Source organism: Geobacter sp. AOG1 (assembly GCF_019972315.1).
Classification (GTDB): Bacteria; Desulfobacterota; Desulfuromonadia; order Geobacterales; family Geobacteraceae; genus Geomobilimonas.
The window spans coordinates 2,845,205-2,863,598 of sequence record NZ_BLIZ01000001.1 but is presented as its reverse complement, the minus strand read 5'-3'; the positions used below and the strand labels follow the sequence as shown (position 1 = coordinate 2,863,598).

18 protein-coding genes and 4 tRNA genes are annotated in these 18,394 nt (G+C 57.3%); 18 read left to right on the top strand and 4 right to left on the bottom strand.

Annotated elements, in window-relative coordinates; all coding sequences use genetic code 11:
• Window positions 1-8 precede the first annotated feature (8 nt).
• From LDN04_RS13020 to LDN04_RS13005, 4 genes are all read left to right on the top strand, one after another.
• A complete protein-coding gene (locus tag LDN04_RS13020) occupies window positions 9-239 on the top strand; it encodes a hypothetical protein (RefSeq protein ID WP_223911297.1) in 231 nt (76 codons plus the stop codon).
• The gene (gene nth, locus LDN04_RS13015; protein WP_223911294.1) at window positions 236-892 is read left to right on the top strand and encodes an endonuclease III; all 657 of its coding nucleotides are present in this window, start codon (window positions 236-238) and stop codon (window positions 890-892) included. The genes LDN04_RS13020 and nth overlap by 4 nt, the downstream gene beginning before the upstream one ends.
• A 193-nt stretch (window positions 893-1,085) precedes the next feature.
• The gene (locus tag LDN04_RS13010; protein WP_223911292.1) at window positions 1,086-1,952 is read left to right on the top strand and encodes an NAD(P)-dependent oxidoreductase; all 867 of its coding nucleotides are present in this window, start codon (window positions 1,086-1,088) and stop codon (window positions 1,950-1,952) included.
• Window positions 1,953-2,047: 95 nt separating this feature from the next.
• Window positions 2,048-2,386: a YajD family HNH nuclease gene (locus tag LDN04_RS13005; RefSeq protein WP_255573417.1), complete on the top strand. Its 339-nt coding sequence runs from the start codon at window positions 2,048-2,050 to the stop codon at window positions 2,384-2,386.
• 9 nt (window positions 2,387-2,395) lie between these two features.
• Here LDN04_RS13005 and rlmD read toward each other — a convergent pair whose 3' ends face one another.
• A complete protein-coding gene (gene rlmD / locus LDN04_RS13000) occupies window positions 2,396-3,799 on the bottom strand; it encodes a 23S rRNA (uracil(1939)-C(5))-methyltransferase RlmD (protein ID WP_308464662.1) in 1,404 nt (467 codons plus the stop codon).
• A gap of 306 nt (window positions 3,800-4,105) precedes the next feature.
• Here rlmD and gdhA point away from each other — a divergent pair, with 306 nt between their 5' ends.
• From gdhA to rlmB, 5 genes are all read left to right on the top strand, one after another.
• Window positions 4,106-5,455, top strand: a complete 1,350-nt coding sequence (gene gdhA / locus LDN04_RS12995) for an NADP-specific glutamate dehydrogenase (RefSeq protein ID WP_223911289.1) — start codon at window positions 4,106-4,108, stop codon at window positions 5,453-5,455.
• A gap of 221 nt (window positions 5,456-5,676) precedes the next feature.
• Window positions 5,677-6,735, top strand: coding sequence for a flavodoxin-dependent (E)-4-hydroxy-3-methylbut-2-enyl-diphosphate synthase (gene ispG, locus LDN04_RS12990; protein ID WP_223911286.1), 1,059 nt, complete (start codon window positions 5,677-5,679; stop codon window positions 6,733-6,735).
• 75 nt (window positions 6,736-6,810) lie between these two features.
• Entirely contained in the window at window positions 6,811-8,526 is a 1,716-nt protein-coding gene (locus tag LDN04_RS12985; protein ID WP_223911282.1) for a proline--tRNA ligase, read from the top strand.
• Window positions 8,527-8,600: 74 nt separating this feature from the next.
• On the top strand, window positions 8,601-9,320 hold the full coding sequence (pyrF, locus tag LDN04_RS12980; RefSeq protein WP_223911279.1) for an orotidine-5'-phosphate decarboxylase: 720 nt from the start codon (window positions 8,601-8,603) through the stop codon (window positions 9,318-9,320).
• A gap of 34 nt (window positions 9,321-9,354) precedes the next feature.
• Complete coding sequence (rlmB, locus tag LDN04_RS12975) at window positions 9,355-10,098, top strand: 23S rRNA (guanosine(2251)-2'-O)-methyltransferase RlmB (RefSeq protein ID WP_223911269.1); 744 nt, start codon at window positions 9,355-9,357, stop codon at window positions 10,096-10,098.
• A gap of 29 nt (window positions 10,099-10,127) precedes the next feature.
• On the opposite strand, the gene LDN04_RS12970 is transcribed toward rlmB, so the two are convergent.
• A tRNA-Leu gene (locus LDN04_RS12970) sits at window positions 10,128-10,214 on the bottom strand.
• A 112-nt stretch (window positions 10,215-10,326) separates the two neighbouring features.
• Between LDN04_RS12970 and LDN04_RS12965 the strand changes: the two genes are divergently transcribed.
• Window positions 10,327-10,402: transfer RNA gene (locus tag LDN04_RS12965), tRNA-Ala, on the top strand.
• A 93-nt stretch (window positions 10,403-10,495) separates the two neighbouring features.
• On the opposite strand, the gene LDN04_RS12960 is transcribed toward LDN04_RS12965, so the two are convergent.
• Both LDN04_RS12960 and LDN04_RS12955 read right to left on the bottom strand, forming a co-directional pair.
• Window positions 10,496-11,278, bottom strand: coding sequence for a sterol desaturase family protein (locus tag LDN04_RS12960; RefSeq protein WP_223911266.1), 783 nt, complete (start codon window positions 11,276-11,278; stop codon window positions 10,496-10,498).
• Window positions 11,279-11,350: 72 nt separating this feature from the next.
• A complete protein-coding gene (locus tag LDN04_RS12955) occupies window positions 11,351-11,899 on the bottom strand; it encodes a MucR family transcriptional regulator (protein ID WP_223911264.1) in 549 nt (182 codons plus the stop codon).
• A gap of 191 nt (window positions 11,900-12,090) precedes the next feature.
• Between LDN04_RS12955 and LDN04_RS12950 the strand changes: the two genes are divergently transcribed.
• The 8 genes from LDN04_RS12950 (at window position 12,091) to hrpB (ending at window position 18,384) form a co-directional block, all read left to right on the top strand.
• Window positions 12,091-12,294, top strand: a complete 204-nt coding sequence (locus LDN04_RS12950; protein WP_223911262.1) for an ATP-binding protein — start codon at window positions 12,091-12,093, stop codon at window positions 12,292-12,294.
• Window positions 12,295-12,428: 134 nt separating this feature from the next.
• Window positions 12,429-13,484, top strand: a complete 1,056-nt coding sequence (locus LDN04_RS12945) for a 3-methyl-2-oxobutanoate dehydrogenase subunit VorB (protein ID WP_223911259.1) — start codon at window positions 12,429-12,431, stop codon at window positions 13,482-13,484.
• A gap of 14 nt (window positions 13,485-13,498) precedes the next feature.
• Complete coding sequence (locus LDN04_RS12940; RefSeq protein ID WP_223911255.1) at window positions 13,499-14,242, top strand: thiamine pyrophosphate-dependent enzyme; 744 nt, start codon at window positions 13,499-13,501, stop codon at window positions 14,240-14,242.
• A gap of 38 nt (window positions 14,243-14,280) precedes the next feature.
• Window positions 14,281-14,832 carry a 2-oxoacid:acceptor oxidoreductase family protein gene (locus LDN04_RS12935; protein WP_223911252.1) on the top strand — a complete coding sequence of 184 codons (552 nt, stop codon included), beginning with the start codon at window positions 14,281-14,283 and terminating at the stop codon, window positions 14,830-14,832.
• A gap of 36 nt (window positions 14,833-14,868) precedes the next feature.
• A tRNA-Gln gene (locus LDN04_RS12930) sits at window positions 14,869-14,943 on the top strand.
• Between the two features lie 48 nt (window positions 14,944-14,991).
• A tRNA-Glu gene (locus LDN04_RS12925) sits at window positions 14,992-15,066 on the top strand.
• Window positions 15,067-15,153: 87 nt separating this feature from the next.
• Window positions 15,154-15,831: an HAD family phosphatase gene (locus LDN04_RS12920; protein ID WP_223911249.1), complete on the top strand. Its 678-nt coding sequence runs from the start codon at window positions 15,154-15,156 to the stop codon at window positions 15,829-15,831.
• 9 nt (window positions 15,832-15,840) lie between these two features.
• Window positions 15,841-18,384, top strand: a complete 2,544-nt coding sequence (gene hrpB / locus LDN04_RS12915) for an ATP-dependent helicase HrpB (RefSeq protein ID WP_223911247.1) — start codon at window positions 15,841-15,843, stop codon at window positions 18,382-18,384.
• The last annotated feature ends 10 nt before the right edge of the window (window positions 18,385-18,394 follow it).

The window sequence follows — 18,394 nt, the reverse complement described above, 5'->3', positions numbered from 1 at the left end:
AGTTGATCATGGTGAAGCATGAGGGGATAGGATTGGCTGTCGTGGCCTTTGCTATATACATACTTGGGGGAATCGGGACGTTCGGCGGTCTGGCACTCATTGCCTTCATGGATGGCAGGGACCTGTTCGGCCTGGGGGACGGGCGGAGCATAGGCTATGTTTTTCTCTGTGTCGGCCTGGTCTTTTCGGTGCTGGGAGTCCTGTGCATGCGCATATTCCGCAACCGGAAACTGGTATGAAGGACAGGGATATCTCTGCTGCCATGACCATTCTTGGCGAGGCGGTCAGGAAATGGCAGACGCCGGCGGTCACTATCGTATCCCAGCGGGGAGGGGATCCGTTCAAGGTGCTCATCTCCTGCATCCTGTCACTCAGGACCCAGGACCGAACCACCGGTCCCGCATCGGAGAGGCTCTTCGCTCTCGCGGACACACCGGCAAAGATGGTTGAACTCCCTGCGGAAGTGATAGAGCACGCCATCTACCCTGTTGGTTTCTATCACCAGAAGGCACTCCAGATACGAGAAATCTGCCGTCTCCTTAACGAGCGTTACAACGGGCAGGTGCCGGATGAGTTGGACGAACTTCTTAAATTCAAGGGGGTGGGGCGCAAGACTGCCAATCTGACCATTACCCTCGGGTTCGGCAAGCCGGGTATCTGTGTGGATACCCATGTCCACAGGATCTGTAACCGCTGGGGGTATGTGTGCACCAGAACCCCGGAAGAAACCGAGTTTGCCCTGCGGGCCAAACTGCCTAGTGAGTACTGGCTTGTAATAAACGACCTGCTGGTTACCTTTGGCCAGAATCAGTGTCATCCCGTTTCCCCCCGCTGCTCTTCCTGCCCCCTTGCGCACCTGTGCGAACGGCGTGGTGTGACACGTTCTCGCTGACGGATTGCAGTGTAATACGTTGTTTGAGAGCAGAAGCGTTGATGCGAATTCAACACCACCTTCCCGTCGATTCTCCCCGGTTGCATACAACATTAAATTCATTATAATCTTGTTTCAAGGGTAAAGAGGTTGTAGTATTATCCAGACGATATGTCATGATGTGCTGTTATTTTTTCATACAGGGAGGACGATTATGCTGAAAAATATCGGTTTTTTGGGGTTGGGAACGGTTGGTCGGCACATGGCTGCCAATCTTACGAAGGGGCATTATCGGCTGACGGTCTATGATTCGGACCCGGATGTAGTCAACGAACTGGTCAAGCTTGGTGCCGTTGGGGCATCAACTCCCCGGGATGCTGCCAAGGGGAATGATCTGGTTATACTCATCCGGCCCGAAAAAGAGCGCCTGCGTCCAGACATCTACGGCCCCGACGGGATTTTTGCCGGTATCGACGCAGGTACCATCCTGGTGGATATGGGGACCCACTCCCTCGAAAGCACGCTAGAGATGGCGGATGAAGCTGCAAAACATCGAGTCATGTTCTTGGACGCGCCGGTCTGGGGAACCAAGGAGCATGCAGCCAACGGCCTGTTGACCATCCTCACCGGTGGTGACCAGTCCCTGGTCGGCCGTTGTCGGGAGCTCTTCTCCTATTTCGGTCTCAATATCATCCATGTGGGGGGGGTTGGTGACGCCACCAAGATGAAATTCGTCGTCAACCTCGTCCAGGCCGAGCTGATGCAGTCCTTGGCAGAGGGGCTCGTCTTTGGGGAAAAGATGGGATTCAATCCCGACAAAATCCTCGAAGTACTCGATTCGGGCGGGGTTGCATCGCCACTGTTTCACTCAAAGGGGCGCTCCATTGCGCGGGGCGACTTTAGCCGAAACCTTGCGCTAGTCTACGTCCACGAGCACCTGCAACTGGTCATGGAAGCGGCCAAGAAACTCAATCTCGACCTTCCCGCCGCCGAGGTGGCGTGCAAAATTTATGAGCAGGGTGTCAAGGATGGTCGTGGCGAAGAGGACTACTCGGCGGTTATAAAAGTACTGCGAAAGTAGGATGGATGCAGCAGAAGGTACAAGTGGGGCGTCTCATCCGGGGCGCCCTTTTTGTAGGTGCATGTTATCCCCGGCGACTCAGGAAAGGATTGTCCATGTCTCCTTCATTCCGCCCGCGTAAACCCCAGCCGGGTAAAGTCAAAACCCAGGAAGAACTGGACGCCCTGGTTCGCAGGATGAAGGCGGAACAGGCCGCACCCGACAACTATCGGCAGCGCTCCCTCAAGATACATGGCTGGATCTGTGCAAAATGCGGCCGGGAGTTCGAGCTCGACAACCTCCACCTTCTCACCGTACATCACCGGGACGGCAATCACCATAACAATCCCCCGGACGGGAGCAACTGGGAAAATCTCTGTGTCTACTGCCACGACGACGAGCACAGCCGGGCAATCCTGGCCGATTATCTGCGGGGGAGCGAAAAAAAAGAGTGACGAGTTCCGTCAGGCCTTGAGGAGAAGTGCCATGTTTTCCACGTGGGGGGTCTGGGGAAACATGTCCACCGGCTGGACCTGGACGGTCCGGTAACCGAGGCCGACGAGGATGTCCAAATCCCGTGCCAAGGTAGAAGGTGAACAGGAGACGTAGATCATACGGTCCGGGGCGAGGGCAGCAGCCTCCTGCAGCACCTGTTCATCACACCCCTTGCGGGGAGGGTTGAGAACAAGGAGATCGACCCGTTCCTGTTTCTGTCGCAACTCCGTCAGCAATCCCCCCGCGTCACCCGCCTCGAATGTACAGTTGCCTATTCCATTCAACCGGGCGTTAAGTTCTGCATCGGCAACAGCCGCTTCCACCACCTCGATCCCCAGGACCTTCTTCGCTGACGGGGCCAGAAAAAGAGATATCCCCCCGATCCCGCAGTAGAGATCCACCACGAATTCCCTTCCCGTCAGATTTGCCCATTCGCGTACTTTTCTGTAGATGATCTCTGCACTGCCGCTGTTTACCTGGAAGAAAGAGCGCGGAGAAATGGTGAACCTCGTCTCGCCAATACTGGCGTGCAGGGTTCGCTCCCGGGTGATGAAATGATCCCGGTCGCCAAGAATGATGTTCCCCGCTGAAGCGTTGACATTCTGGGCAACTACGGCCACCTGCGGTACGACGGACTGCAGGTGCTTGGCAAGATGATGAATTTCGTTGAAGCTTCGCTCGGCGGTAACGAAGACCACCATGGCGCGGTTCTCGGTTTCTGCCACCCGGATGACCAGATAGCGCAAAAGACCGCGACCGTTGCGGGGTGAGTAGATAGGAACCTTACCTTTTTTGATTCCCTCTCTCACGGCGGCAACAATGGTGTTTATGAGCGGGTTGTGAAGGGGGCAGTCACCTATTTCCAGCACCTCATGAGAGTTACGGCGATAGATGCCGATTACGGGCGAGGCAGATTTTCCGGAGATGACGAGTTTGGCTGAGTTGCGGTAATGGAGTGGCCGGGGAGAGGGGAGGACATCATGAAGCGTCAGTTCCTGGAGGGACCGATAGCGGGTGAGAGTTTTTTCCACCAGATCCCGTTTCCATGCCAGCTGGGCAGGGTATTTCATGAACATGAGGGGGCAGCCGTCGCAGTGGCCGAGCTTTTCGCAGGGGGACGACATGAGCCTCTGGGGAGCATGGCGAAGAATTCTGACTACCGTGGCGAAACATTCCCGTCGGCCGACGAACGTTATCCGTACTTGTGCCTGTTCGCCCGGCAGCACGCCGGAAACAAGGAGAGGCTTGGTGCCGGTTGTCGCCAGACCGAATCCATCTTCATTGAGGGTAGTGATGGTGACGTCAATGAGTTGGCCGACCCTGACATCTTCTTTCCCGGCCGGTCTTGTCGTGGTCGATGGTTGTTTTTTCATGTCTGCAACTAAACAGGAAAACGGCCTGCATGTCAACGGTACTTTTTACGCAGTCGCATTCGCCAGAGTATAAAATATCATTAATTGTGTATATTTTTTAGTCAAAAATGTAATCTGACGAAACGCCTCTTGTCTGGCAAAGCATAAAAAATATGCATGTATACAGCTATTTGCGTAATAAATGTGCGCCTGTGGTTAAAAACGGTGCATGTTGTGCATTATTTGTGCGCACGCAATGAAGGTTGTTGGTAGTGGTGCGTAATGGGTGAACATTTTGCTGTACTAATTTCATAATGGGGAGGCTGTATGACGACGAAGCTCGACGAAAAATTGCAAGGTATTTATCAGGACGTTCTGAAAAGAAATCCGGGTGAGGTTGAGTTCCATCAGGCCGTCGCGGAGGTTCTTGAGTCACTCGGACCGGTCGTGACCAAGCACCCGGAATATCTCGAGCGGAAAATCATCGAGCGGATCTGCGAGCCTGAGCGGCAGATTATCTTCCGGGTACCCTGGCAGGACGACAATGGTCAGGTCCACATCAACCGTGGTTTCAGGGTCGAGTTTAACAGTTCACTCGGTCCTTACAAGGGGGGGCTCCGTTTCCACCCGTCCGTATACTTGGGCATTATCAAGTTCCTTGGTTTCGAGCAGATCTTCAAGAACTCCCTCACCGGCATGCCGATCGGTGGTGGTAAGGGGGGTTCTGACTTCGACCCGAAAGGGAAGAGCGATGATGAAGTCATGCGCTTCTGTCAGAGCTTCATGACGGAACTCTATCGCCACATCGGCGAGCATACCGACGTTCCCGCTGGCGACATCGGTGTAGGTGGCCGCGAGATCGGCTACATGTTCGGCCAGTACAAGCGGATCACCAACCGCTGGGAGGCCGGTGTGCTGACTGGCAAGGGTCTCAAGTGGGGCGGATCGCTGGTCCGGACCGAGGCAACTGGCTATGGTGCCACTTTCTTCATCAATGAGGCACTCAAAGTCCGCAAGGAATCCTTCGACGGCAAGACCTGCCTGGTGTCCGGTTCCGGCAATGTTGCCATCTACACCATTGAGAAAATTCACCAACTCGGCGGTAAATGCGTGGCCTGCTCCGACTCCAACGGTGTCATCTATCACGAGAAGGGGCTTGATCTCGACCTGATCAAGCAGCTCAAGGAAGTGGAGCGGAGCCGGATCGAGGAGTATGCCAAGAAGCATAAAGATGCCAAGTACATCCCCAACGGCAACATCTGGGAGATCCCTTGCCACGTGGCCATGCCCTCCGCAACCCAGAACGAGATCAACGGCAAGGACGCCAAGACCCTGGTGAAAAATGGCTGCTTCGCCGTCGGCGAAGGAGCCAACATGCCGACCACGCCGGAAGGGGTCAAGGTTTTCCTCGACGCCAAGATCGCTTACGGTCCGGGGAAGGCCGCCAATGCCGGCGGGGTAGCGACCTCTGCCCTCGAAATGCAGCAGAATGCCGGTCGCGATTCCTGGAAGTTCGACTTCACCGAGAAGAAGCTGGAAGACATCATGGTCCGTATCCACAACAACTGCTATACCACAGCCGAAGAGTACGGCGCACCGGGCAACTATGTTCTTGGCGCCAACATCTGCGGATTTATCAAGGTGGCGGACGCCATGGTAGCGCACGGCCTCGTCTAGAAGGAGAAGCACGGCCTGTCCGCAATCATTGCGTTGATTATTGGGGGGTCTTGTACGGCGTACCCTTGGTACGCCTCTGAGTACTTCCTCGATCGCCTCGGCCTTGCGCATAAGTGAATTTCCGTTCTAAGTTGTGAAAAGCCGTCCGGTGGAAACCGGGCGGCTTTTTTCGCCCGAGCTGCCTTGACTTTTCCACGGTTAATCCGCTATTATTGCCCGCTATGAAAAAGACGACGCGACAGATTCAGGTTGGGAATGTGAAGATCGGCGGGGGGGCTCCCTGTTCGGTGCAGTCCATGTGCACTACCGATACCCGTGATGTGAGAGCGACGCTTGCCCAAGTTAAAGCGTTGGCCGACGCCGGCTGCGAACTGGTGCGTTGTGCGGTGCTCGATATGGATGCGGCGCTGGCCCTCGGACGCATCAAGGCCGAGAGTCCACTTCCCGTTATTGCCGACATTCATTTCGACTATAAGCTGGCGCTCAAGGTGTTGGAGGGCGGAATCGACGGCCTGCGGCTCAACCCCGGTAATATCGGCGAACGCTGGAAGGTAGCCGAAGTGGTGACGGCAGCCAAGGAACGCCTGGTCCCGATTCGTATCGGCGTCAATGCGGGCTCCCTGGAGAAGGAGTTGCTCGCAACGTACGGTCACCCGACGGCGGAAGCGATGGTGGAATCGGCCCTTGGGCATGTGCGGATACTGGAGGAACTTGGGTACGACCAGATCAAGATTTCGTTGAAAGCATCGGACGTGGTCAAAACGGTCGAGGCGTATCGACTTCTTTCCCAAAAGGTAGACTATCCGCTGCACATCGGCATTACGGAGGCGGGAACGATCTTTTCCGGCACCATCAAGTCGGCGGTTGGCCTTGGTATTCTGCTGTCTGACGGCATCGGCGACACCATGCGAGTGTCCCTCACCGGTGATCCGGTGGATGAGATCCGGGTCGGTTTCGAGATTCTGAAGGCGCTGGGACTGCGCCGGCGCGGTATCAACTTTGTTTCCTGTCCCACCTGCGGACGCTGCCAGATCGACCTGATCGGCGTGGCCAACGAGGTGGAGGAGCGTCTCAAAACCGTCGATGCGCCGCTTACCGTTGCAGTGATGGGGTGCGTCGTGAACGGACCCGGGGAAGCGCGGGAAGCGGATGTGGGCATAGCCGGGGGACGGGGAGAAGGTCTTCTGTTTCGCCACGGCGAGGTGGTCCGCAAGGTTAAAGAGAACGAAATGGCCGATGCCCTCGTTGCGCTCGTTGAAGAAATGGCCAGGGAACGATAGGCGCTCGACAGTAATGGTTACTATCGAATGCGAACTGAATTTACGTATAATCAAATAGATAAAGAGGCTTAATTCATGCGTTACTCCCAATATTTCATCCCCACCGTGAAGGAAACACCGGCTGATGCAGAAGTGATCTCCCATCAGCTGATGCTACGGGCCGGAATGATCCGGAAACTTGCCGCTGGCATCTACAACTATCTTCCCCTCGGGCTTCGCTCCATCCGCAAAGTGGAACAGATCGTTCGTGAGGAGATGAACCGGGCGGGGGCCATCGAACTCCTCATGCCGACGGTCCAACCGGCCGAGCTCTGGCAGGAGTCGGGGCGGTGGGAGCAGTATGGCAAGGAACTCCTCCGTATCAAGGACCGCAAGGATGCAGAATTTTGCCTCGGACCCACCCATGAGGAGGTGATTACCGATCTGGTGCGTCGGGAAGTGAAAAGTTACCGGCAGATGCCCCTGAACCTCTACCAGATCCAGGGAAAGTTCCGCGACGAGATCCGCCCCCGTTTCGGCCTCATGCGCGGCCGCGAATTCATCATGAAGGATGCCTACTCCTTTGACGTGGACAGCAACGCCGCCGACCTCTCCTACGACAAGATGTACCAGGCGTACCGCCGCATTTTCAAGCGCTGCGGCCTCAATTTCCGTGCGGTTGAGGCGGATACGGGCTCCATCGGTGGGACTGCATCCCACGAATTCATGGTGCTGGCCGAATCGGGAGAAGATGCCATCGTTTCCTGTTCCGCCTGCGAGTACGCTGCCAACGTGGAGAAAGCCGAAGCCCGCGTAGTCGAGGCGGTTGAACATGCGGAGCCGCGCCCGCTGGAAAAAGTTGCCACCCCCGGCAAAAAGACGATTGACGATGTCTGCGCGTTTCTTGATGCTCCCGCCGCATCGTCGGTCAAGATGCTGATTCTCATGGCCGACGGGAAACCGGTTGCGGCAATTCTCCGTGGCGACCATGAACTGAACGAGATCAAGCTGAAGAACTATCTGGGATGCGATACCCTGGAAATGGCTCCCGATGAGATCATTACGAAGGCGACCGGCGCTCCTGTCGGCTTTCTCGGCCCCGTTGGCGCCACCATCCGCATCGTTGCCGATCTGGCGGTTAAGGGGCTGAGGAACTTCGTCGCCGGTGCCAACGAGGTCGACTATCACTTCAAGAATGTCAATCTGGGGCGCGACTGCACCATCGGCGAGTTTGTCGATATTCGCAATGTGGCACATGGCGATCCCTGCCCCCGTTGCAGCGGCGGTACCCTGGAGATGTGGCGGGGCATCGAGGTGGGGCATGTATTCAAGCTCGGCATCAAGTATTCCAAGGCGCTCAAGGCGACCTTCCTGGATGCGGAAGGGAAGGAACAGACCATCTTCATGGGGTGTTACGGCATCGGCATCGGTCGTACCGTGGCCGCCTGCATCGAGCAGAACCACGACGGGAACGGCATTATCTTTCCGCTCCCCATTGCACCCTTTCACTGCATCATCTCGGCCCTCAACATCAAGGAGGAGCCGGTGCGGGTGGCCGCCGAAGCGATCTACGAAGAACTTCAGCAGGCCGGTGTCGAGGTGCTCCTGGACGACAGGGATGAGCGGCCGGGCTTCAAGTTCAAGGACGCCGATCTGATCGGCATCCCGCTCCGCATCGTCGTGGGAAGCAAGAATCTGGCAGAGGGGAACGTCGAGTTGAAGGATCGCAAAACCGGCTTGGTGGAACTTCTCCCGATCGCTGAAGCGGTTACGAAGGTGCAGACGCAGGTGCGCGAGGCGCTGAACCGCTGATTATACAGGCGCAACCCTCCGTGGTCGACCACGAAGAGCAGCCCTCACTCGATACATGAAGGAAGCAAAATAACATGACCAGAGATGAAGCACGTTCCAAGATACTGTTTGCACTCGACGTGGAGAGCTTTGCCGATGCCAAGCACTGGGTGTCGGTGCTCTCCGGCCACGTGGGGATGTTCAAGGTGGGGAAGCAGCTGTTTACGAGCCATGGACCCGACGTCGTCCGGATGGTGGAGAATTTCGGCGGCCAGGTGTTCCTCGACCTGAAATACCACGACATCCCCAACACCGTTGCCATGGCTTCGGTGGAGGCGGCCCGTCTCGGGGTCAAGCTCTTCAATCTCCATGCCCTCGGTGGCTACGAGATGATGGCGCGGACGGTTGAAGCCCTCGATAAGGAGTTTTCGGGAAAGGAGAGGGCCAAGGTATTGGCGGTAACCATCCTGACCTCGTCTACCGAAGAGACCCTGCGACAGGTGGGGATCGAGTATCCGGTGCGGGAGATGGTGGTACGGTTGGCGCAGCTGGCGCAGAAAGCCGGGATCGACGGGGTCGTTGCCTCCCCCCAGGAGGTGGAACTGATACGGGCAGCCTGTGGCAGCGATTTTCTGGTGGTGACGCCGGGTGTCCGTCCCGCGTTGGCTGCCACCGATGACCAGAAGCGGATCATGACGCCGGCCGAGGCGGTGCGTGCCGGAGCAGATTACCTGGTCATCGGTCGCCCCATCAGTGCAGCTGCTGATCCTCTCAGGGCTGCGGAAGCGATTGTCGAGGAGATCATGTCGGCATAAAACCTGCCTCAGCGTCATGGAGAAATCTTTTATCATGAATGATGAACTGATCTACGGCATGAACCCCGTTCTGGAGGCTCTCCGCGGCAGCAGGAGGGCCTTCGAACTTTTTGTGGCCGTCGGTGCAAACGACCGGCGTCTGGAAAAACTGTTGAAACTCGCCGCGGAAAAGGGGGTCCCGGTCCGGCAGCGCGATAAGCGGGACATCGCCCGCCTCTGTGGAACCGAACACCACCAAGGGGTTGCGCTTCGGGTCGAAGGGTTCGCCTATGCGGATCTGACGGATCTGCTCGTTACCGGCACGAATGGACTCGTGCTGGTGCTCGACGGCATACAAGACCCCCACAACCTGGGGGCACTGATCCGCACCGCTGCCTGTGCGGGGGCCAACGGTGTCATAATCCCCAAGGACCGCGCAGCAGCGGTTACCCCGACTGTGGAGAAATCGTCTGCCGGGGCGGTGGAGACGATCCCCATCGTCCAGGTTACCAATATCGCCCAGACCCTGGCAGAGTTGAAGGAAGCGGGTTTCTGGATCTACGGGGCGGTGGGTGAGGCGGCCGAACCTGTCTATCGCCAGGACATGACAGGTAACGTGGTGCTGGTCATCGGTTCGGAAGGGGAAGGGCTCCGGCCATTGGTGCGGAAAATGTGTGACCTCCTCGTCGCGATACCGCTCCAAGGGGGGGTTTCATCCCTCAACGCCTCGGTGGCTGGTGGGGTGCTCATGTTCGAGGTGGTGCGCCAGCGTCTGGAGGCGGCACAAAAAAAGGCCTGACGGAGAACCGTCAAGCCTGATTTTGTACGTGGTACCGAAGGCCGGACTCGAACCGGCATGCCCTCGCGGACGGCAGATTTTGAGTCTGCTGCGTCTACCAATTTCGCCACTTCGGCAAGCTCACGGATTATAGCCAAAGCCCCCGTGGGCGTCAAGGAAGAATTCCCTACAACCATAAAAAAGTGTTGACACCCTCGGGAGCATCTGGTATAAACGGGATTCTTGAATGGGGCTGTAGCTCAGTTGGGAGAGCGCTTGAATGGCATTCAAGAGGTCGTCAGTTCGATCCTGATCAGCTCCACCATAAAAATTGAAAGGCCGGCGAATATCGCCGGCCTTTTTTCGTTCTGGCCTTTCCTTGGGCCACATTTTTTCGTGACATTCCCTGTTCAGCGGATCATTTAAACGGCAATATGAGCAGGCGGGGGAGGGTAAGCGCGCGGGGGTCGCGAAACTCCTTGAGCCCGATGGTCATTCCTTCATGGCCCCCGTCAGGTTGGTCGCGATAGGTGCCGCAGAGCCGGTCCCACCACGGAAGATTGAAGCCATAGTTGGAGTTGGTTTCACGGGGAATTATTGAGTGGTGGACGCGGTGCATGTCCGGCGTTACCACGAGTTTGCGGAGCCAGTGGTCAACTGGTTGCGGAATCGTGATATTGCCGTGGTTGAACATTGATGTGGCATTGAGGATGATCTCGAAGGCGAGAACGGCGAGAGCCGGAGCTCCTGTCAGTAGAATGGCCGCCAGTTTGATTCCCAGAGAGATGATAATCTCAAGGGGATGGAAGCGGTTGCCACTGGTTACGTCCAGGTCGAGATCGGTGTGGTGCATGCGGTGAATGCGCCACAGTAACGGCAAGTTGTGAAAGAGGACATGCTGGAGGTAAATGACGAAATCGAGCAGCACCACACCCGCGATAACCCTGGTGCCAAGGGGGATACCCGTGATGTTGAGGATCCCCCATCCACGCTGCTCGGCGAGAAGGGCGATTCCGACCGGGAGGGTCGGAAAAAGGAGTCTGACAATGGCCGTATCAAGGCCGACCATCACCAGATTGGCGAACCAGCGCGCCCCTTTGCAGGTGGTCAGCCTCCGGCGGGGGGCGACGAGTTCCCACAGGGCGATTACGACAAAGACCCCGCAGAAAAAGGTGAGACGTATGCTGGTTTCATGACCCATAGAGATGCCGTTACCAGTAAAAAAAGCCGCCCCTAACGGGCGGCTTTTTCAGTTTGCGTAACCGTACAGATATTATGCCTTACCTTTTGGTGTCGCCTTGGCTTTGACTGTTTTCGTGGCCTTGGGCGCAGTCTTGGCCTTGGGCGCTGCTTTTGCTTTCGGTTCTGCCTTGGCGGGAGGGGACTGTTTTGCCTTCAGCTTGGCGGCCCGCACTTCCCGAGCCTTTGCCAGGTTGTCGGCCAGCCCGCGATCCTGGGCCATCTTCCGACGTGCCTCGGAAAAGTTCTTGGCGGTCAGCGACTGTCCGCTGGGAATGCCGAACTGCTTCCGGTAAGCACCCGGTTTCAGGTTGTGGACCTGGGCGAGATGGCGGGTCAGGGTTTTCATTCCCCCCTTGCCACAGATCATGCAGACAACCTGGTCAGCCTGGAACGCCTTTTTCAGGGTGATGGTCGGTTTTGACTCTTCGGCAGGAGCCCCTTCGGTACCTACTACTTCAAGTTTCTGCAGTGCAGCATGTACCTTTTGAAGTTCCAGCAACAATTCTTCACCGCTCATCTCGGTGACTGACGCGTGTGAAGATACAATGCTGGCAGTCAATTCCAGAATCGTCGATGCCATGTTACTCCTCCTTGAATGTAAACAAAATGTTATTACTGAATATTGAATTCTATTTAACGATAATATTTCATAAAATCAAGTACAAAATGTTTTTATCCAGTCAAAAAGAATTGACTGAGTTATGCATTTTTTGTTAGGTTGTAGATGTAGAGTGCTTCAGCAAGTTGCTTTTATTCAGAAGGGAAGCCTTCATGGCGAAGATCGTAATTGATGAAATACGCTGTAAGGGGTGCGGACTCTGCACGCTCGCCTGTCACGGCAAGTTGCTGTCCCTCAGCGAAAAGATAAATATTCAAGGATATACTCCCGCAGCCATAACTTTTCCGGAAAAATGTACCGGCTGTGCACTATGTGCGGAAATGTGTCCCGATGTTGCAATCACTGTCTTCAAGTAGATCATGTATCCTTCCGCATACAATTCAGAGTGATCATACTAATTTACTTAAATCCTGCTCATACATTTACACAGTAGTATTGTTCCTGTGAGCCAGGTGACTGTGTATTCAGTCAGACTTCATGGAGGACGATTTTGACGAAGCGCTTGTTCGTGAAGGGGAATGAAGCTGTAGCGATGGCTGCGATCGAAGCGGGGTGCCGTTACTATTTCGGATATCCCATTACCCCCCAGAGCGATATCCCCGAATACCTGTCGCGAGAACTGCCGCGTCTCAACGGTGAGTTCATCCAGGCGGAAAGCGAGATCGCGTCCATAAACATGCTCCTCGGGGCTTCAGCAACCGGCGTTCGTGCTATGACCTCTTCGTCCAGCCCCGGTATATCCCTCAAGCAGGAGGGGATTTCCTACATGGCAGGCTCGGAGCTTCCCGGCGTGATTGTCAATATTTCCCGTTCCGGCCCCGGCCTCGGCGGTATCGATGCTTCCCAGTCCGATTATTTCCAAGCGGTCAAGGGGGGCGGACACGGGGGGTATCATATCGTCGTGCTTGCCCCCTCGTCGGTGCAGGAGATGTATGACCTCACCATGCTGGCCTTCGATCTGGCGGACATCTACCGGATGCCGGCAATGGTGCTGGCCGATTCGGTAGTCGGGCAGATGAAAGAGCCGCTGGTGCCCAACAAGCGTCCCGCTGCCGACCTCCCGGACAAAGACTGGGCGGTGAGGGGAAAAGGGGACGGCGAACAGCGCGTGGTAAAGTCACTTTTTCTCGGGGATGGCGAGCTTGAGGCCCACAACTGGAAGCTCTATCGGAAATATCAGGAACTGAAGGCTCGTGAGTGCCGCTGGGAAGCATGTCAGACCGATGATGCCGACCTGCTGGTTGCGGCTTTCGGTTCCACTGCCAGGATCGCCAAGACCGCCATCATGATGGCGCGGGAAGAAGGATTGAAGGTTGGTCTGCTGCGGCCTATAACCTTGTTCCCCTTTCCGGAGCGGGCGTTTCTGGAAGCTACCGAACGGACCAAAAAGGTGCTGGTGGTTGAGCTCAATACCGGCCAGATGGTTGAAGACGTCCGGCTTTCCGTGGCGCGGGATGCGGAGGTGGCCTTTTACGGCCGTCCTCCCGGGGCCGGCTCCCTCCCCACACCGGAGGAACTGCTGGAACAGATTCGGCAACATTACTAGATAGGAAATTTCCCATGCAACAGGTTTTCAAACGGCCCATAAGTCTCAAAGACGTCCAGACCCATTTCTGTCCCGGATGCCACCATGGCACCATTCACCGGCTCGTGGCCGAGGCCTTGGATGAATTCGGCGTGCAGGGTCGGACTATCGGCGTTGCGTCGGTCGGATGCTCGGTTTTTCTCTACGGATACTTCGACATCGATGTTGTCGAGGCCCCCCATGGCCGGGCATCGGCCGTGGCCACCGGCGTCAAGCGCGCCAGGCCCGACAACTTTGTTTTCACCTACCAGGGAGACGGCGATCTTGCGGCCATCGGTACCGCCGAGATCATCCATGCTGCCAATAGGGGCGAAGACATCACCGTTATTTTCGTCAACAACACGACTTACGGCATGACTGGTGGTCAGATGGCGCCGACCACACTGGTCGGTCAGAAAACCTCCACTTCGCCCTACGGAAGAAACCAGCACAAGGATGGAGCCCCCATCAGGATGGCGGAGCTTCTTGCCCAGTTGGAGGGGGTGGCCTTTTCCGCCCGGGTCGCGGTCAACAATCCAAAAAACATCATCGATGCCAAACGGCAGTTCAAGAAGGCGTTCCGCTATCAGGTGGAGGGGAAGGGGTTCTCTTTCATCGAGGCCCTTTCTGCCTGTCCTACCAACTGGGGGATGAATGCAATCGCCGCAAATGAGCGGGTAGGTTCGGAGATGGCGGATTATTTCAAGCTGGGTGTGTTCAAGAACACTGACAACATGTGAAAAGTACCTTTCACTTTTCACCTTTCATGGGGTTATAAATGCGTCACGATCTGTTCATAGCCGGTTTCGGCGGCCAAGGGGTGCTGCTGGCCGGCAATCTCCTTTCCTACGCCGCCATCATCGAAGGGAAAAACGTATCGTTCTTCCCTTCCTACGGGGTGGAAAAAAGGGGAGGGGCAGCCATGTGCACGGTTGTCATCGCCGACGGCGATGTAGGATCGCCGGTTATCGGTAACCCGTCTGTCACGATTGCCCTCAACCAGACATCACTCGACAAGTTCGGATCAAAGGTCAAGCCGGGAGGAATTTGCATCGTCAACACCTCCCTGGTCAATCTGGAAGCCTTTGGCCGTCGCGACATCGAGATCATCAGGGTGCCGATGAATGACATAGCCATGGGACTGGGGGATGCCCGCATGGTCAACATGGTGGCGGTGGGTGTGTATGTGGCCAAAACCGGCGCGGTGAATTCCGCAACCCTCGAAGAAGCCCTGAAAAGCGCACTGCCGGAGCGCAACCATTCATTCATTCCCGCCAACATGAAGGCTATCGAAGCCGGCGCTGAATTTGCTAGAGCGAAAACCTCTTGACGTAATCTTCCTTTTCTGTTATTTATTCCCGTCTATTGGGGTGTCGCCAAGCGGTAAGGCACCAGACTCTGACTCTGGCATCCCGAGGTTCGAATCCTCGCACCCCAGCCATACACATACTTTACTGGACTGACTTCGAGTGTCCATTAGCGGTTTTCTGGTCCCATCGTCTAGCGGTTAGGACACCGGCCTTTCACGTCGGTAACAGGGGTTCAAGTCCCCTTGGGATCACCATTAACCCATCTGAACAGTGATTCTTATCCACAAGAGTTGCTGTTTTTTTTTTTGAGCGATGGGATATCTAGTCAGAGGTGGCATCGGATGCTCGCTGCGGTCATTTTCGATTTCGATGGCATTATTGTGGACACGGAGCCACTGCACTACAAGGCCTTCCAAGAGGTCCTCGTCCCCCTCGGGTTGGGGTATGGCTGGGATGAATACCTGGGGCATTATATCGGCTTTGACGACCGTGACGCGTTTCGTGAAGCGTTCCGAAGGAACGGCAGGGGGCTGTCTGCCGATGACCTGTACCGGTTGATCGGGGAGAAGGCCGAGGCGTTCCAGAAGATCATTGCAACGGGTGTCGAACCGTACCCCGGCGTGGTGGAAGTGATTTCCTCCCTTTCCGGAAAATTTCCCGTGGGACTCTGCAGTGGCGCCCTGCGCAGCGATATCGATCCGATCCTGGCGCAACTCGGGCTGGGGAGTGCCTTCGACTGCATGGTCACCGCTGATGAGGTTTCGGCGAGCAAGCCGGACCCGGAAAGTTATGCCCTTGCCGTACGAAGATTGTCTGAAGTATTCCCGGGGCGTTCCATCGCCGCTGCAGCCTGCCTTGCCATCGAGGATACGCCGGCCGGCATCGCTTCGGCAACCGGTGCCGGCCTCAAGGTGCTGGCCGTCAGCAACAGCTATCCAGCTGGGCGACTTGCCGGCGCGCTGAAAGTCGTCGAATCCCTCGTGGGAGTCGATATTCAAAGCCTGTCGAGCCTGTTCTAGGCCCCCTGCATGTCCACCCTTCCTATCGACGAGATCATTCCCCCGTTCCTCACAACCCTTCGGGACAATCCTGCCGTTGTCCTCCAGGCCCCCCCCGGTGCCGGCAAGACCACCCGCATACCCCTTGCACTTCTCGCTGCGGAATGGCTTTCCGGCCGGAAAATAGTCATGCTCGAACCGCGCCGCCTGGCGGCTACCAACGCTGCCCGTTGGATGGCATCCTGTCTGGGGGAAGAGGTTGGCCACCGAGTCGGCTATCAGATCCGTTACGATCGGAAGATCGGGGCGGCAACCCGCATCGAGGTGGTCACCGAAGGGGTCCTGACCCGCCGCCTGCAGCATGACCCTCTTCTGGAAGGCGTTGGGGTGGTAATTCTCGACGAATTTCACGAGCGAAGCCTCCATGCCGATCTGGCCCTTGCCCTGTGCCGCGATATCCAGACGGGGCTGCGGGACGATCTCAGGCTGGTGGTGATGTCGGCAACCCTGGATACGGCGCCGGTAGCAGCCCTGTTGGGGGATGCGCCGGTGCTGACGTGCGCGGGAAGGAGCTTTCCGGTCGATATTCGGTATGCGGAACGGGAAGACAGCGGCGAGATTACCGGTGTGGTTGTCCGCACCGTGCAGCATGTCCTTCGCGAGACGACGGGGGATCTTCTGGTGTTTCTCCCCGGCACCAGGGAGATCAGGCGCTGCGAGAGATTGCTGGAACAGTCACTGCCGGATTCCGGTTCGCTGATGATTGTTCCCCTCTACGGCGATCTTCCGTTCTCTGCCCAGGAACGCGCCATTCTCCCTGCCGAGCGGCGCAAGGTCGTGCTGGCCACCAATATCGCCGAAACCAGCCTTACCATTGAAGGGGTTACGGTGGTCATCGACAGCGGGTGGAGCCGACAGCTCCGTTTCGACCCTGCATCGGGGATCGAGCGTCTGGTCACCGCCCGCGTTTCGGCTGCGTCGGCCGATCAGCGTGCCGGTCGGGCAGGTCGTCTCGGACCGGGCACCTGTTATCGCCTCTGGACTGAGCACCAACAGCGCTCCCTTCTGCCGGCTACGACACCGGAAATCCTGGCGACCGATCTTGCACCGCTGGTTCTGGAGCTGGCGGTCTGGGGCGTTTCCGACCCCGCGCAGCTCCCCTGGCTCGATTCACCCCCTGCACCGGCCGTGGCCGAAGGCCGCAGGCTCCTGCAACTCATGGAAGCGCTTGACGACAAAGGTCGGCTCACCCCCCACGGGAAAGAGATGGCGGCATTTCCCCTCCACCCCCGTCTTGCCCATCTGCTCCTGAAGGCCCGGGAGCGCGGTCTTGTTTCTGCTGCCTGCGATCTGGCCGCCATTCTTTCGGAACGGGATATGCTTCGTCGCTCCCCGACCGCGGTGAGGGAGAAGAGCCCGAGCGATCTCCTGGACCGCTGCCAGCTTCTCGCCGGATGGCGTTCCCGTGCTCCCCATGCCGGTCTAGGTGCGCCGGTTGACCTGCAGAGCTGTCAGGCTGTGGATCGGGCGGCCCGCCAGCTGCGAAAATTCCTGAATGTGGGGACGACTGTAGGGAACTTCGATGCGGCATCGGTCGGACTCATGCTGGCCTGGGCCTTTCCCGACCGTATCGCCCGGCAGCGTTCCCCCGGCGCGGATCGCTACCTCCTGGCCAACGGAAAGGGTGGCCGGCTTTCGGACCGGAGCGCCGTGCACGACGAACCGCTCCTGGTCGCGGTCAACTGCGAAGGTGGCGACGGTGGTGACGGTGTCATTCATCTGGCGAGCGCCTTGGCGGTGGAAGTTCTACGGCGTGAATTTACGTCTATGCTTGTCCGGAAACGGGTGGTGGAGTGGGATGACCGGCAGGGAAGGGTGGTTGCCGCAGAGGAAGAGCGGTTCGGCGCCATTATTCTGGAGAGTTGGCAGGTAAAACCCGCTCCTGAGGATTTGCAGGCCGCACTCCTCCAGGGGCTTATCCGGAAGGGTGGGGTATCTGCACTTCCCTGGACACCCGCAGCCCGGGAGTTCCAGGCACGCGTCATGTTCCTGGCTCGGGAGTTTCCCGGCGAAGGGTGGCCCGACCTCTCCGAAAATTGTCTTCATGCGTCTCTGGCTGAGTGGCTCGGAGGGTGGCTCGGGGGGCTAAAAAGCATGGTCGACGTGGGACGTCTCGACATCCTCCCCCCCTTACGGTCGCTCCTCGACAGGGAACAGATGCGGCGGCTCGACGCGGAAGCTCCTCCCGACATCATCGTGCCGAGCGGCTCCCGGATTCGGTTCCACTATCCGGCTGACGGCCCACCCGTTCTGGCGGTGAAATTGCAGGAGTTGTTCGGGCTGGCGGCAACGCCGGTCGTGGCACGGGGGAGAGTGCCGGTCGTCCTCCACCTCCTTTCCCCGGCGGGTCGACCCATCCAGGTCACCCGGGACCTTCGCAATTTCTGGGACACCGTCTATCCCGAAGTAAAAAAAGAGTTAAAGGGGCGGTATCCGAAACACCCGTGGCCCGATGATCCCTGGAATGCCGAACCGACCAGGCATACGAAAAAGCGCCTCGACGGGAAACGGTAGGTTACGTGAG

Bases quoted from the DNA above. Each gene is read 5' to 3' on its own strand.
- LDN04_RS13020 (WP_223911297.1), top strand. From the start codon at position 9: ATGGTGAAGCATGAGGGGATAGGATTGGCTGTCGTGGCCTTTGCTATA.
- nth (WP_223911294.1), top strand. From the start codon at position 236: ATGAAGGACAGGGATATCTCTGCTGCCATGACCATTCTTGGCGAGGCG.
- LDN04_RS13010 (WP_223911292.1), top strand. From the start codon at position 1,086: ATGCTGAAAAATATCGGTTTTTTGGGGTTGGGAACGGTTGGTCGGCAC.
- LDN04_RS13005 (WP_255573417.1), top strand. From the start codon at position 2,048: ATGTCTCCTTCATTCCGCCCGCGTAAACCCCAGCCGGGTAAAGTCAAA.
- rlmD (WP_308464662.1), bottom strand. From the start codon at position 3,799: ATGAAAAAACAACCATCGACCACGACAAGACCGGCCGGGAAAGAAGAT.
- gdhA (WP_223911289.1), top strand. From the start codon at position 4,106: ATGACGACGAAGCTCGACGAAAAATTGCAAGGTATTTATCAGGACGTT.
- ispG (WP_223911286.1), top strand. From the start codon at position 5,677: ATGAAAAAGACGACGCGACAGATTCAGGTTGGGAATGTGAAGATCGGC.
- LDN04_RS12985 (WP_223911282.1), top strand. From the start codon at position 6,811: ATGCGTTACTCCCAATATTTCATCCCCACCGTGAAGGAAACACCGGCT.
- pyrF (WP_223911279.1), top strand. From the start codon at position 8,601: ATGACCAGAGATGAAGCACGTTCCAAGATACTGTTTGCACTCGACGTG.
- rlmB (WP_223911269.1), top strand. From the start codon at position 9,355: ATGAATGATGAACTGATCTACGGCATGAACCCCGTTCTGGAGGCTCTC.
- LDN04_RS12960 (WP_223911266.1), bottom strand. From the start codon at position 11,278: ATGGGTCATGAAACCAGCATACGTCTCACCTTTTTCTGCGGGGTCTTT.
- LDN04_RS12955 (WP_223911264.1), bottom strand. From the start codon at position 11,899: ATGGCATCGACGATTCTGGAATTGACTGCCAGCATTGTATCTTCACAC.
- LDN04_RS12950 (WP_223911262.1), top strand. From the start codon at position 12,091: ATGGCGAAGATCGTAATTGATGAAATACGCTGTAAGGGGTGCGGACTC.
- LDN04_RS12940 (WP_223911255.1), top strand. From the start codon at position 13,499: ATGCAACAGGTTTTCAAACGGCCCATAAGTCTCAAAGACGTCCAGACC.
- LDN04_RS12935 (WP_223911252.1), top strand. From the start codon at position 14,281: ATGCGTCACGATCTGTTCATAGCCGGTTTCGGCGGCCAAGGGGTGCTG.
- LDN04_RS12920 (WP_223911249.1), top strand. From the start codon at position 15,154: ATGCTCGCTGCGGTCATTTTCGATTTCGATGGCATTATTGTGGACACG.
- hrpB (WP_223911247.1), top strand. From the start codon at position 15,841: ATGTCCACCCTTCCTATCGACGAGATCATTCCCCCGTTCCTCACAACC.